The sequence below is a fragment of the Caballeronia sp. GAFFF2 genome (genome assembly GCF_023631485.1).
GTDB lineage: Bacteria > Pseudomonadota > Gammaproteobacteria > Burkholderiales > Burkholderiaceae > Caballeronia.
Window position 1 is genome coordinate 1 of sequence record NZ_JALQDA010000009.1, and the last position, 12,792, is coordinate 12,792.

Below are 12,792 nucleotides of genomic sequence, written 5' to 3' on the forward strand. Positions count from 1 at the left end.
AGAAGCGACGGTGCGTTTCTTCTTCATCGGCATATCCATGACTTTTACCTCTCATAATATGCCTCGCCCACAGAATTGCGGATAGGTCCCAGAAGAGCCGCTCGGCTCAGTCGTCTGGAAAACCATACCAGCCATCCATTAAGGCGCTGATTTCGATGTCGATAAATTCTGGTCTGCCTTCGAATGAAGCTTCGTAATTACGAAGGGCCGCTATTCGGCCCTCGTTGCCTATTTATGCGTCGATGAACAAAAGGTTCGAACGCGCGCCCCTGCGTGTTTCTTTAGAGGTTGTATGAGTTAGTCCTACATCAACACAATGTCATATTGTCGTGATGTTGATGACACCTTGCACCAAACAGAACCGCCGTCTCTTTGCCGGGCAATACTTCGGCGTTTTCTGAAAAACATATCGAACCACGTTGAGCCACATAACTTCAATTAAAATGGGTAGCTAGACAGGTAGCTACGGGGCGACGATGGGCAAGAGGGCAATAAATTTGCTGGGCGACATCCAGCTCAGGCAGTTCGTCCGGGCCGGCGTGCCCGTCGCGAAATCCGATGGAGGCGGTCTGACGTTCACGCTTTCGGCGAACGGCACAGCCGCGTGGGTCCTGCGCTTCTATCACGGCGGCCGGCGCCAGGAAGTCACGCTTGGCCGCTATCCCGATCTCTCACTTTCTGCTGCTCGGGTCAGCGCCGCTCGCAAGCGGGCAGGCCTATCTGATGGCGTCAATCCTGCCGACGAGGTTCGCAAGGCGAAGTCGCGTCGCGATTGGACCGTGCGCGAGCTGGTCGAAGACTACCGTCTGCTCGTGTTGGATGGTCTCGCCGAAAGTACGCAGCGGAGCTACGAGCGCAACTTGAAGCGTATCGAAAACGGTATGGGCGCGATGTCCGTGCAATCTGTCGGACCGGCGGACGTGGTCGCGCAGCTCGAGCGCGTGAAGGTCGGGTGGGTCGAGTCGTTCACGCTCTGGTGCGCGCTACGCGGCATCTTCAAGCACGCCGCGGGCAAGAAGATTGTCATGGCGAACCCGTGTGCTGGCGTTGTTCTCGAGTCGATCATTGGCAAGCGTCCGGAGGTCAGAAAGCGCCTCATGCTGACCGCCGACGAGATTCGCACTCTCATGACTGCCGAGATGAGTGAGCCTAATCTTCTCTCGATGTCCATCCTTCTCGCGACCGGCGTGCGGGCATCCGAATTATTCACCGCGCGTCGCGCAAACCTATACCTTGACGAGGCGCGTTGGCATATCCCGTCAAGCAAGACCGGTCCGGAGATGGACATCCCGCTTGCGCCCGTCGTCGTGGCGTGGTTCCGGCGACTGGTTGAACTTGCTGGCGGTTCTGGTTTCGTTTTACCGGCCAGGCTGAGCACTCGGTTCAATCGCTTTGATGGCGACGCACACATCTCGAAGGATGTTTTTCGGGAGGCCATTGATTACTGGCTCGATAACACGGTGCCGAAACCGAAGATCCGACGCTTTACGCCGCACGACCTTCGCAGCACGATGAAAAGCCATATGCGCAAACTCGGGGTGTCGCGTGACATCTCGGAGATGTGCCTTAATCACAAGCTGAAGGGCGTCGAAGGGCTGTATGACCAGTACACGTACTATGAAGAGCGGCGGGAGGCGCTTCGGTTGTGGGCGTCGTTCCTGACATCCTGTCGAGCAGGAACCGTTTGGAATATCGTGCCGTTCAAGCGCTCAGGGTAATTTTGCTCCAATTTCTATCGAGTCAAAGGTTCCAATAGCGTTCAAAAAAGGACAATTCTGCGCTCCTGAAAACTTACTCTGCTGACATCGTGATGCAAGAAGCGCCACGAAAAAACACTCTGAATCAAGGGGCGTCACATGTCAGTAGAAGCCAAAGGGCGGGCCCTTCGCCCCAAGCAAGCCGCTGCTCGAATCGGTTTTAGCGTCACGTCGCTTTGGCGCTATTGCAGGACTCGTCCGGACTTCCCGAAGCCGGTCCAGATAAGCACTGGAATGACGATCTTTTTCGAGAACGAGATCGATCAATGGCTCGAACTGCAGGCTCAACGCGCTCGCGCAGCAGCTGCCTAAGCTCTTCAGATGCCGATCGTTCGAGGGCCGCAGCCCGATCGCAATTTCACTCGCATCTCCAATCGCATACTCAACGACGCCGGATTGTCGTGGGCGGCGAGAGGGATGCTCGTGCATCTGCTGAGCAAACCGGACCATTGGGCAATCAACGTCCAGGCGTTGATCAATGAGACCCGCGATGCACAGCGGCCCGCCGGTCGCGATGCGGTCTACAAGATTCTCGATGAGCTCACGTCCGCTCGCTATGTTCGCCAAAAGCGGAACTCAACGGGTTCAGTCGTCTGGACGGTCTTCGACGAGCCTTATCCGGAAAATCCGGATGAGGGTTTAGAAATCTGCGAAAAGCCCTATCCGGAAAAGCCCGACGAGGAAGCCAGGAAAGGCGTTGCGGATCATGGCGAGCCTCATCCGGAAAAGCCCGATCTGGAAAAGCCCGATCGGGATATTCCGGATGTATTAGTAAAGACTGAAGAAGCAGTAAAGACTGAAAAACCAGCAAAGGGTGACTCGCTCCGCGAGCCGTCGACTACCGCGTCCATTGCTTCGCATCGTCAGAAGTCTTCTGCACTTCCCTGTCCCGTCGATGCCATCGTCAAGGCGTACCACGATCTTCTGCCTGATAACCCGCGCGTGAAGGTCGTGAGTGATGCACGCCGAAAGATGATTTCGGCGCGATGGAAGGAAGCGTCCCAGCTCACTTGCAAACCTTTCGGCTACGCCGACGTGCCTTCGGGCATCGCGGCTTGGCGTCGTTTCTTCCAGGTCTGTTCGCAGTCTCTGTTCTTGACTGGCAAGGCGACGCCTTCTCCGGGCCGCACGCCGTTTGTTGCCGATATCGATTTCCTAATGAAGCCGAGCAGCTTCATTTCCTGCCTCGAAAACAAATACCACCGGGATGCAGCATGACCAAGACCATCGGAGACGCTATCGATTTTGACGCCTATCTCAACCAGACATCGCAGGAGCTAGCCTCCGTCGAGATGGAGCAATCGGTGCTCGGCGCGCTGCTGCTCGACAACGACGGGATCGACCGCATCGGGCCGCTGCTCGCCGAGCATTTCGCTCGCGCTGACCATCGCCTAATCTTCGAAGCGGTTACGCGCATGATCTCCGCCGGCTCGACCGCCGATGTCATCACTGTGCTCGAACAGGTGCGCGCCATTGGCAAGGAAGACGTGGTCGGCGGCCTGCCGTATCTGAATGCGCTTGCGCAGAACACGCCGGGCGCCGCGAACATTGCGCGCTATGCCGAGGGCGTGGTCGACCGCTGGCGTCTTCGCCAAATGCTGAAAGCGGCTGACGATATTCGGGGTGAGGTGATGAACCGCAACGGCGCGAGCGTCGGCGACATCCTCAGCAGCGCGCAAGCAAAGTTCGAACGGATGGGCGACGCGCGCGGCACGGAGCCGCGGCTGCTGGGTGAGTACTTCGGTGAGCTTGTGCAGGAACTGGATGCCCAGTACACCGGGCGCTCGACAGTCAAGGCAACCGCCACTGGCTATGCGGACCTCGATGCCAAGCTCGACGGCGGCATGTTCGACGGCGATCTGGTGATCGTAGCCGGGCGGCCGTCCATGGGCAAAACGGCCTTTGCGCTTGGCATCGCCGAGCACGTCTCCGGCAACGCCCCTGCGGTGTTCTTTTCGATGGAAATGGGCGGCCAGCAGATTGCGATGCGTCACGGCGCACGCGCGGGCGGCATTCCAATGGGTCGATTGAAAGATGGCAAGCGGCTGCACGACGGAGACTGGCCGGGCATCACGCGCGCTGCCCAGCGTGCGGCAGCCGCGAAGCTCTTCATCGACGATCGCCCAGGCCTGTCGCTCTTCGAAGTCCAGAACGCTGCGCGGCGCATCAAGCGCGTGCACGGCCTCGGGCTTGTCGTCATCGATTACCTCGGCCTCATGACCGGCGGCGACGGCGATAACCGCACGCAGCAGATCGGCAGCATCACGCGCGGCCTGAAGGGGCTGGCCAAACAGCTTGGCTGTCCGATTGTGCTGCTCGCCCAGCTCAGTCGCGCGATCGAGCAGCGCCAGAACCGCCGCCCGGTAATGGCAGATCTGCGCGATTCGGGTGAGATCGAGCAGGACGCGGACACGATCTTGTTCATCTATCGCGACGAGGTCTATTACCCCGACACGCAGGCCAAAGGAGTTGCTGAAATCATCATCGGCAAGCAGCGGAACGGCGCTCTGGGCAAGGTCGGACTCGCGTACACGGGTGAGCTGACACGCTTTTCGGACCTTCCGCCCGGCGCGTTATGGGAAGACGCGCGCGAACGCCGCTCGCGCCCGCGCGGCGGATTCGACGAGTGATCGGCGCGATGCCGAACGCGAACGAGCGCCGCAAGGCGTGGAGCAATCTCATGCGCGCTGTGCACGAAGGCAAACGCGGAAATTACGGGCCCGCGCGACAGATTGTCGAGGCGGTGCGAGCGAAACACGGCGACATGGCTGCGGACAGCCAGCGTCGGGAGCTTTGGCGAATGATTCAGACCGGGGAGAAGAAGACGTGATCGATGCATTAGTGGGCGGCAAGCTCTACAAACAGGCCGAGGCGCGGCGTAGCCAAAACGGCAACACCTACGTGCTCGCGAAAGTGCGCGCGGCCGACGGCGACGGCGAGAGCATGTTCATCAGCGTCATTGCCTTCGACCAGCAGGCTCAGGACGCCTTGCTCGCGCTCGCCGACGGCGACAGCGTCTCGCTCGCTGGTCCGTTGAAGATCGGCACCTACACCGGGCGCGACGGCACAAAAGCGAGCGTCAGCATGACGGCGCAGCGCGTTTTGACTGCGTACCACGTCTCTCGGAAGCGGAGGGCGCTGGAAGCCGCTGGTGGGGCCGCAGAGGCATTCAGCGAAGGCTTCGACGATCCTATTTGATAGACAAAAATTTACTGGAGGTCTGACACATGACACCCCAATGCGCGGCCGCAGTCGCAAAAGCAGCAGGACGAGCCATTTCGAAACGCGAGCTGGACGAGATCGACAGTCGCTTGAAGCGCACGGCGCGACGGCTCGCTCGAGAGGACAACTCGACGTGGCGGTCGCTTTCGCCTGAGGAACGAACGATCCGCGCCGCTCAGCGCGCGATGCAGGACATCAACGCCGAAGCGGATAAGAAAGCTGCTCGCGGGAAGCTGCAAATCCTGAAAGCCATGCAGACGGATGCGCGCGTTACGGCCGGCATGGCAAACGGCGAAAAGCGCGCGCATGCCCTTGTCGAAGACATCGAGCGCACGGACGGCTATATCCGCGCAATCAAAGACACGTCGCTTGGCGGCCTGCTTGACCTCATCAACGCGGCAAAGAGCGGCCAGGGTGCGAGCGTGGCGCGCCGTGTGTCGATGTTTCTCTTTGACGCAGAGAATCCCCAGATGTCCCGCGACCTTCTGCGCGAGATCTACGCGAACGCGGACGGTTCCACGGGCAACAAGACGGCTCGCGACGGAGCCAAGGCATGGCTGACCACCATCGAAGAGTTGCGCACGCGCTTCAACGCCTCCGGTGGCGACGTGGGCCGCTTGGAGTACGGGTATATCCCGCACGCCTGGGAGACCCATCTCGTGCGCGGCAAAGGCGATGCGCGCGCCAAGCAGACCTTCGTCGACGACGTGCTACCGCAGCTGGATCGATCGCGGTACTTGCGCGAGGACGGCACTGCGATGCCGGACGCAGAGATCGCCGACTTCCTGGCTGAAGCTTGGGAGACGCTTTCTACGAACGGCCTGAACAAGATGGAGGTCGATGCCTTTCCGGGCACTGGTGCGCGCGCCGGCCGCGGCAGCGAATCCCGTGAGATTCATTTCCGTGATGCCGATGCTTATTTGCAGACGATGGCGAAATACGGCGGCGGCAGCATGTACGACGTAATGCTTGGCCATCTCGGCGGCATGGCACGCAATATCGGTTTGGTGGAGCGCTATGGGCCCAATCCGAACAGTCTCATGCGCATCGAGTTCAACAAGGCAGCGGCGACTGATCTTCGTGATGTCAGCCGACTGCACCGGACGTTTGGCAACACGCCCCAGGCGTATTGGGACATGGTGAGCGGCAAGGCCGCGACACCTGCTGACGCGAACATTGCGAAGATCGCCGGCGCCGCGCGCGCTATCGAGTCGGCGGGCAAGCTGCAGGCTACGCTCCTTTCGTCGATCACGGACCTTCCGCTTCTATTCGTCACCACGGGCTTCAATAAGCTGCCGTACTTCGATCTCATTCGGAACGTCACCCATGTGGCGGCAGACGCAGACACGCGCGACTTCCTGACCATGCACGGCATCATCGCCGAATCGATCGCATCGGACTTGAACAGGTGGAGCGGAGATAGCCTGCGCGGTGACCTGCCCGGCAAGCTCGCCAATTCCACCCAGAAGCTTTCGCTTTTGCGCGCCTGGACAGATTCCCTGCGCGGAGGTTTCAGCCTGACTATGCAGGCAGCCATGGCTCGCCTTGCGAAAACCGACTGGCAGGCGCTCACGGAATACGACCGGTGGCGGATGGAAAACCACGGACTCGGCGAGGACGACTGGAATCTGATCAGGCAGGCGACGCCGACGCAATTCAAGGGCCGCGAATTCATGACGCCGCAAGCTATCCGTGCCGTCGATGATCCGCGCGCCGTCGAGGTGCTGACGAAGTACCAGGCCATGATAATCGACGAGTCGGAGACGGCCATCCTGAACCCAGATCTGAAGGTGCGCACAGTCGCATCCTGGGGTGGCAGTCAGGCGGGCACGATGCGCGGCGAACTGGCGCGTGCCGTGATGCAGTTCAAGAGCTTTCCTCTGGCCATCATTACCCGCCATTGGCAACGGCTCTTCGACACGCCCGCTGGCCTTGAAGGCGCGCCGCTCGCCTCGAATAAGCTAGCTTATGGATCGGCTCTCACGATCGCAATGACGGCGCTCGGTGCGATCGCCGTGCAGGCGCAACAGATCGCGGCAGGCAAAGACCCGATCGACATGACCCAGAAGAAGTTTTGGCTTGCAGCAGCCACGAAGGGTGGCGGGCTCGGCTTCCTTGGCGACGTGCTGCTTCGCGATTCGACTGACGACAACTCGCCTCAGCAAGGCCTGTTCGAGCTGCTCGGACCGACTTTCGGCACTGTGGCACAGGCCTATGAGCTGACGAAGGGCAACATCGATAAATCGATCGCCGGCAAGCAGACGCATGCAGGCGCTGAGGCGCTCCGGCTGGCGCGCGGGCATCTTCCGTTCACCAATCTTTGGTATGCACGCGCGGCGCTCGATCACGCCTTCCTGAATGCGTTGAGCGAGAACCTGTCGCCTGGATATCTTGGGCGCATGCAGGCGCGCGCGCAGCGCGAGTTCGCTCAACAGTACTATTGGGCGCCGGACAGCGGCTCGCTTCTAAAAGGCACCATGAGTAGCCCGAGCCGTGGGCCTGACCTGGGCGCTGCCATCGGCAATTAGCTTAGCGGGAACATCGCGACGCGATAGCGTCGCGTAGTTCGCGAGAGGCCGGAGCTTCAAAAGGCGGGCCGTATGTGGGATGTACCAGCAGCGTTAGGCTTGTTAAACGGTCTTCCCACCGCTCTCCAAGCGCCTCCGGCCAGTTGTCGAGCCAGTCAGCTACGGGAAAGAACCATTGAGCCTGTTCCCCGTCCGCTATGGTCACAGGTAACGGAGCGGACATCAGGTCGCGGCCGGGCGGGAGTTGAACAAGGTGTGTGGCGGATTTTCCGTCACCTGCGCGCCACCCAATGCTCAGAATTTTGGCGGAACGAGAGCCTTTGTTGGTTGCGGATATGACGACGAAATCAGAAGGTTCCACTCCGCCGCCTACGAGCGTACGGACGTTTGCACTGACCTCAAGATCGAGGCCTTCCTTGCGTTGCGCGAGCCATAGAGAAACGATAACTGCGGCCAACGTTCCTGCGGCGCCGACACATGAGGCAAATGCATTCGCGATTTCCCATTGCTCTTTGTCCAACCCGAGGAATTGATACATGGTTTTTTGTCCAAATGGTGACGCTCTGCATTTTCGCGCAAATGCGGACATTTCTGCGAACGAAACGCGGCAGTATCAAGACTTTCAACGGGAAACACGGAGTAGGGCCATGGCAGATATCGAAGTGATCGAGCAGCACCTGCGCGATGCACGCGCCAAAGCGGAAGAGGTGCAAAAGCAACTCGACGAGCACTTGCTTGATACGAACGGCGCTGAGGATGCTACAGCGGCAGAGCTGCGAACGGTCGCTCACGGGCATCAGGCGCGCGTGGCTGAACTCATGCGCGTCAAGCTGATGGCCGAGAGCAAAGATGCGGCTCAAGAGCTTGCCGAAGAGGCTGCAACCGCGCGCCGCGCGTTGCAGATGTACAGCAAGATTTCGCCGCGTCGGATAGAGGCCTTGAAGGCAGTAGATAAGGCTCGCGACCATTTAAAGCGCGCCATCGAAGATGCAGAAGCGCTCGAATCGGAGGCCGCGCGCATTGCGAAGGAAATCGTCTTGCATTCGCGCGTACGTGAGAGTCATGCGTTCGGCGCGCTCGCTCATGTCGTCTATCCGGTGCGCACGCGGACCGCTGATCTTATTCGCAGCGTTTTGGCCGAAGGCGGGAAGGGCGAAGAACGTCTCGAGACGTGGGCTCGACACCATTGCGAGTCAAGCGAGCGGCACTTTGCGGGCGTCGTCGCCTATATCCCCGGCCCCGCGTTCGACCCTGCATCGATCTACCCGCCAAGCAGCTACAAAGTCCTTTTCCGTCGAGGTGCATGAAATGTTTCTTACCGGAGTGCAAGTTGATTGGCCCAAGATTGTGCAGGACCTTTTCGATAGCGGGATGTCGTCTCGCGCGATCAGCGTCGCGATCGGAGGCCATGCAAGTGAGCGGCAAATTCGCGCGTACGCGGACAATCAATCGCCCGGGCATTATCGGGGTGAGCTGCTTTTATGCCTTTGGGCAAAGAAATTGGAGCGTTCGCGAGATGATGCGCCGATGCGTCCGTACAGTCTGAAGAGCATGCCGTCTGCACGTGCTCTGCCGGCATCGTCCGAGGTTCGAGATGCTGACGCCTAAGCAACAGCGCTTCGTCGACGAGTATCTGATCGACCTCTCGGGGGCGAAGGCCGCTGTGCGAGCCGGGTTCGGGGCCAAAAATGCGCGCCAGGCCGCTCACAATCTGCTGCAGAAGCGCGAGGTCGCCGAAGCGATAAACACCGGCCTGGCTGCGCGCAAGGTCAGGGTCACTGCCGAGTCAGACAGGGTGGTGCGAGAACTGTACGAGCTCGTGTTCGCGAACGCGGCGGACGTTGTCGAGGTCCGGCGTACGTGCTGCCGCTATTGCTACGGCCGTGACAACCGCTATCAGCGCACCGCTGGAGAAATGGAGCGTGCTCGCGCGGCCTACGCGCGTGATATGCGCGCCGCGCGAGCCAAAGGCGAGGAATTTCCTGACCCCTTCGATGAGCAGGGTGGAGACGGCTGGAATCCGACACGCGAGCCTAGCCAGTCCTGCCGTGAATGCTTCGGTGAAGGCGTCGGCAGCGTCCACATGCACGACAGCGGCACGCTCATCGGTGGCGCCGCTCGTCTTTTCGACGGCGTCGAGGAGACGAAAGACGGCATCAAGGTTCGGTTACGCAGTCGGGATAAGGCTATCGAACTGCTCGGCCGCCATCTCGGTATGTTCAATGACAAGCTCATTCTGAAGAAACCGAAGGTGCGTGTGCGCGACTTCACCGGGCGGGGCCTGAAAACTTCTAAGACTGGAGAAAATGATGAATGAAGAAGAGATGGCTGCGGCCTTCTATGGCAGCAGCACCGACACCACGCCAGCCGTTGCCGCGCCCGCGCGAAGCGATGAGGAGATGGCTGCAGTGCTGTACGGTAAGAGCACGACTGCGGAAGCCCCAGCAACGCCGCAAAACGGTCGCCAGGACGCGACGGCGAACCCGCTAACTATTCAGGCCAAGGAGCAGTCGGCGGACGCGCACGCGCTTGATCTCGTGCGCAACGACCCGATGCGCAAGATATTCAGCGACGAAGGGTCGAATGGCCTGCTCTACGACGAGCTCATCGCGACTGACGGCGTCAATGGAGTACCGCACGATATGGCGCCTGTCGAAGGCGTTGACCGCGCGGAGTTCTCCTCGATCGTTGCTGATCACGGCGCCTCGCACGCGGATGTGCGCGAGTTCCTGCAGGACTACCGCGAATTCAGCGAGGCGAAGCTCACAGAGGCACATAAGCAAGAGTTCCTTGCCGATGCCATTCAGGGCATGAAGGAAAAGTATGGCGATGGTTGGGAAGGCGCTTGGGACGCTGCTGCGGCGCTTGCTCGGCGCGACCCGCGCGTCGCCAAGATGCTCGTGGAGTCTGGCCTCGGGGCAGACCGAAAGACCGTGATGCGGTTCGCTGAAGAGGCATTGAGGCAGCGTAATGATGGGAGGCTGAAATGATCAGCGACACGCTTTTGACCTTCTCAGACCGGCAAGCGCTTACGGTGAGTGCCGGCTCTTCGAACGTAATCGACCTGTCCGCGCAACCGCGGCTCGATCGGCCAATGTGGCTGGCCTTCGTTTTGCACCAGATTGCAGGCGCTGGTGTGTATGAGATCCAGATCCAGACCGCCGACGATGCCTCTTTCACATCGCCGCGCGTGATGCAAAGCATTCGACCTGCGCCGGAAGACGCGCACGCTAATGCCGTCCTTGGCGTGCCGATGCCATACGGGATTCAACGTTATGTGCGCATCTACTACGCCTTGAGCGGAACGACGCCTTCATTAAATGTCACTGCCTATCTCACTAGTCAGCATCCAACGTACTGGAAGCCAATGCACTCAGCATCTTCGACTTGAAGATTATTGAGGCGGCAATATTTGAGTAAGGACACGTGCCGCTGCTTTCCGCAGCGCGTCGACTGCAAGAATATATGCGGCTAGGTCGCGCTCTCTGCTGTATTGTTCGAAGGCCGCTTTTTGTGCGTTCATGTCGATGCTATTGATGGCTTGGCGAACACGCACAGCCATTTGACTGCTCCGATTTACGCGGTCCGAAACGACTGCCAGCAGTACCTTCATTTCCGGTCGCAGTTCGGGGAAATAGAGTGTTTCTATCGTTTCTAGTTCCGGCCGCGGATCTGTCGCATCAAGGATCGTTCCGTCAAGCGCACACCGTTCCGCTGATGTAAGGAAGCGCTCCGTCTCATGCACATGATTTAGTAGCTCTTCCAGTTTAATGCGCCGCAGGTTCGTCCACTCTCGCTTTGTCCAATCCAGATGGTTGACCTCGGTTCTAACCTTCTCGACGATGGCGGTAATCTTTCCAATGTCCTCTTTCGTTGCAAGGCTCTTTCCTTTTTCTCTTATATACGACCCGAAGTAGGCCCCACCGCCAGCGACAAGGAATGTGAAAAGCAGTTGAAGAAACAAGGCCGAGTCCATCAGTTACACCTTTGCTGTTTTGGAGTGTTGTAAAGATATCGCATAACGGAAAACGGACAATTCTCCACGCCTATGCGGTGACCATGGCGCAGACCAACCAAGGCTGCGCCATGACCATCAGCTCAGATACATCATCAGTAGTCTTCTCGACGGATGGCTCATCCACCGTCTTCGAAATCCCATTTTATTTCTTGCGCGACACGCATCTCCTAGTCGATTTGATCGCAAAGAATGGGGTGTTGACGCCGTTGGATCTCGGATCGGACTACAACGTCGAAGGGGCTGGCAACCAAAGCGGTGGAGCACTCTCGACCGTCCTGACATACGCACCGGGCTTTCAGCTTCGTATTTACAGAAATGTGCCGGCAACGCAAGAAACCGAGTATCAGCAGAACGATGCATTCCCGGCGAAGACTACGGAAAAGGCGCTCGACAAGCTGACGATGCTTGCGCAGCAGGCCCTCGCGGGCGTCATCAATTCCCTGCGCTTCCCTTTGTCTGAATACGGAACAGACGGAACGCTTCCGTCTGCTTCACAGCGCGCCGGATACCTGCTCGGGTTCGATTCAAGCGGACTTCCGACGATGGTCCCCCTCTCTGCGAATGTCGGCGCGGGAGACCTGCGGACCGAGGTGTTTGTCGCTGACACACACTTCGAGCCTGGCGTTACCACGCAACTCGTTCTCTCCCGCGCGCCCGGCACGGTTGACAATCTCCGTCTGTTTTTTGACGGCGTGTATTGGGGTCCCGAGAACATCGCCACGCTCGTGGGCAACGTCATCACGTTTAAGCAGCCCATCCCCATCTACATCAACCGCGTCTATGCAGAAACCGGCACCACGCTATCGGTGTTTGTCGATGCCGATGATGCGGTCAAGGATGCACTTTCATACCTCAACCCGAGCAACCAATCCATTCAGAACAACGCGCCGACGAATGTGATCGGGTGGTCGACGCAGTTCGATCGACTCGGGAAGAATTTCGACGCACCTTCGGGCGTTTTCACATGCCCGCGGGGCGGCTCCTATCAAGTCAGTGCCTCGCTTGTTTTCGGCGCGGCGATGCCCGTTGGAACGCTCACCGCAGTCAACGTGCTGGTGAACGATTCTGCCATCTATCTCCAAGGCGCAGAGGTTTCGCAAAACGCAACGATCGCGGCGCATCGCGTCTCTGTAAACGGGGTTTTGGCGCTTAGCACCGGCGACAGGCTACGCGTGCAGGCGTACCAGAACAGCGGTGTTGCCGTTCCGCTGACCAGTAACCCACTCCTGAATGTTTTCGCCATCGCGCGGATTTAAACAACAAGGAA

The 12,792-nt window shown here is 59.2% G+C and carries 14 protein-coding genes; 12 read left to right on the forward strand and 2 right to left on the reverse strand.

The window, feature by feature from the left end:
* Window positions 1–476: 476 nt before the first annotated feature.
* The 7 genes from NCT04_RS05390 (at window position 477) to NCT04_RS05420 (ending at window position 7,507) form a co-directional block, all read left to right on the forward strand.
* Entirely contained in the window at window positions 477–1,718 is a 1,242-nt protein-coding gene (locus NCT04_RS05390; protein WP_250464218.1) for a tyrosine-type recombinase/integrase, read from the forward strand.
* Window positions 1,719–1,856: 138 nt separating this feature from the next.
* On the forward strand, window positions 1,857–2,069 hold the full coding sequence (locus NCT04_RS05395) for a helix-turn-helix transcriptional regulator (protein WP_250464220.1): 213 nt from the start codon (window positions 1,857–1,859) through the stop codon (window positions 2,067–2,069).
* A gap of 9 nt (window positions 2,070–2,078) precedes the next feature.
* Window positions 2,079–2,975 carry a hypothetical protein gene (locus NCT04_RS05400; protein WP_250464222.1) on the forward strand — a complete coding sequence of 299 codons (897 nt, stop codon included), beginning with the start codon at window positions 2,079–2,081 and terminating at the stop codon, window positions 2,973–2,975.
* The gene (dnaB, locus tag NCT04_RS05405) at window positions 2,972–4,387 is read left to right on the forward strand and encodes a replicative DNA helicase (RefSeq protein ID WP_250464224.1); all 1,416 of its coding nucleotides are present in this window, start codon (window positions 2,972–2,974) and stop codon (window positions 4,385–4,387) included. Before NCT04_RS05400 ends, dnaB begins: the two co-directional genes overlap by 4 nt.
* The gene (locus NCT04_RS05410; RefSeq protein WP_250464226.1) at window positions 4,384–4,587 is read left to right on the forward strand and encodes a hypothetical protein; all 204 of its coding nucleotides are present in this window, start codon (window positions 4,384–4,386) and stop codon (window positions 4,585–4,587) included. Before dnaB ends, NCT04_RS05410 begins: the two co-directional genes overlap by 4 nt.
* Window positions 4,584–4,955 carry a single-stranded DNA-binding protein gene (locus tag NCT04_RS05415; protein WP_250464228.1) on the forward strand — a complete coding sequence of 124 codons (372 nt, stop codon included), beginning with the start codon at window positions 4,584–4,586 and terminating at the stop codon, window positions 4,953–4,955. Before NCT04_RS05410 ends, NCT04_RS05415 begins: the two co-directional genes overlap by 4 nt.
* A gap of 113 nt (window positions 4,956–5,068) precedes the next feature.
* Window positions 5,069–7,507, forward strand: coding sequence for a hypothetical protein (locus tag NCT04_RS05420; protein ID WP_250464230.1), 2,439 nt, complete (start codon window positions 5,069–5,071; stop codon window positions 7,505–7,507).
* 1 nt (window position 7,508) lies between these two features.
* On the opposite strand, the gene NCT04_RS05425 is transcribed toward NCT04_RS05420, so the two are convergent.
* Window positions 7,509–8,045, reverse strand: coding sequence for a hypothetical protein (locus NCT04_RS05425; protein WP_250464232.1), 537 nt, complete (start codon window positions 8,043–8,045; stop codon window positions 7,509–7,511).
* Here NCT04_RS05425 and NCT04_RS05430 point away from each other — a divergent pair.
* The 4 genes from NCT04_RS05430 (at window position 8,044) to NCT04_RS05445 (ending at window position 10,898) form a co-directional block, all read left to right on the forward strand.
* Window positions 8,044–8,814: a hypothetical protein gene (locus tag NCT04_RS05430; RefSeq protein WP_250464234.1), complete on the forward strand. Its 771-nt coding sequence runs from the start codon at window positions 8,044–8,046 to the stop codon at window positions 8,812–8,814. The genes NCT04_RS05425 and NCT04_RS05430 overlap by 2 nt on opposite strands.
* Before the next feature lie 287 nt (window positions 8,815–9,101).
* The gene (locus NCT04_RS05435) at window positions 9,102–9,824 is read left to right on the forward strand and encodes a terminase small subunit (protein ID WP_250464236.1); all 723 of its coding nucleotides are present in this window, start codon (window positions 9,102–9,104) and stop codon (window positions 9,822–9,824) included.
* On the forward strand, window positions 9,814–10,497 hold the full coding sequence (locus tag NCT04_RS05440) for a hypothetical protein (protein ID WP_250464238.1): 684 nt from the start codon (window positions 9,814–9,816) through the stop codon (window positions 10,495–10,497). The genes NCT04_RS05435 and NCT04_RS05440 overlap by 11 nt, the downstream gene beginning before the upstream one ends.
* Window positions 10,494–10,898 (forward strand): Bbp16 family capsid cement protein, encoded by a 405-nt coding sequence (locus tag NCT04_RS05445; protein WP_250464240.1) that lies wholly within the window; start codon window positions 10,494–10,496, stop codon window positions 10,896–10,898. The genes NCT04_RS05440 and NCT04_RS05445 overlap by 4 nt, the downstream gene beginning before the upstream one ends.
* A 3-nt stretch (window positions 10,899–10,901) precedes the next feature.
* Here the strand turns inward: NCT04_RS05445 and NCT04_RS05450 are convergent, their stop codons facing one another.
* The gene (locus NCT04_RS05450) at window positions 10,902–11,483 is read right to left on the reverse strand and encodes a hypothetical protein (RefSeq protein ID WP_250464242.1); all 582 of its coding nucleotides are present in this window, start codon (window positions 11,481–11,483) and stop codon (window positions 10,902–10,904) included.
* 83 nt (window positions 11,484–11,566) lie between these two features.
* On the opposite strand from NCT04_RS05450, the gene NCT04_RS05455 reads away from it, so the two are divergent.
* Window positions 11,567–12,781, forward strand: a complete 1,215-nt coding sequence (locus NCT04_RS05455; protein WP_250464244.1) for a hypothetical protein — start codon at window positions 11,567–11,569, stop codon at window positions 12,779–12,781.
* Window positions 12,782–12,792: the final 11 nt, after the last annotated feature.

What these genes read in the sequence shown, in the direction of transcription:
- NCT04_RS05390 (WP_250464218.1), top strand. Translation starts at nt 477, where the DNA reads ATGGGCAAGAGGGCAATAAATTTGCTGGGCGACATCCAGCTCAGGCAG.
- NCT04_RS05395 (WP_250464220.1), top strand. Translation starts at nt 1,857, where the DNA reads ATGTCAGTAGAAGCCAAAGGGCGGGCCCTTCGCCCCAAGCAAGCCGCT.
- NCT04_RS05400 (WP_250464222.1), top strand. Translation starts at nt 2,079, where the DNA reads ATGCCGATCGTTCGAGGGCCGCAGCCCGATCGCAATTTCACTCGCATC.
- dnaB (WP_250464224.1), top strand. Translation starts at nt 2,972, where the DNA reads ATGACCAAGACCATCGGAGACGCTATCGATTTTGACGCCTATCTCAAC.
- NCT04_RS05430 (WP_250464234.1), top strand. Translation starts at nt 8,044, where the DNA reads ATGGTTTTTTGTCCAAATGGTGACGCTCTGCATTTTCGCGCAAATGCG.
- NCT04_RS05425 (WP_250464232.1), bottom strand. Translation starts at nt 8,045, where the DNA reads ATGTATCAATTCCTCGGGTTGGACAAAGAGCAATGGGAAATCGCGAAT.
- NCT04_RS05435 (WP_250464236.1), top strand. Translation starts at nt 9,102, where the DNA reads ATGCTGACGCCTAAGCAACAGCGCTTCGTCGACGAGTATCTGATCGAC.
- NCT04_RS05440 (WP_250464238.1), top strand. Translation starts at nt 9,814, where the DNA reads ATGATGAATGAAGAAGAGATGGCTGCGGCCTTCTATGGCAGCAGCACC.
- NCT04_RS05445 (WP_250464240.1), top strand. Translation starts at nt 10,494, where the DNA reads ATGATCAGCGACACGCTTTTGACCTTCTCAGACCGGCAAGCGCTTACG.
- NCT04_RS05450 (WP_250464242.1), bottom strand. Translation starts at nt 11,483, where the DNA reads ATGGACTCGGCCTTGTTTCTTCAACTGCTTTTCACATTCCTTGTCGCT.
- NCT04_RS05455 (WP_250464244.1), top strand. Translation starts at nt 11,567, where the DNA reads ATGGCGCAGACCAACCAAGGCTGCGCCATGACCATCAGCTCAGATACA.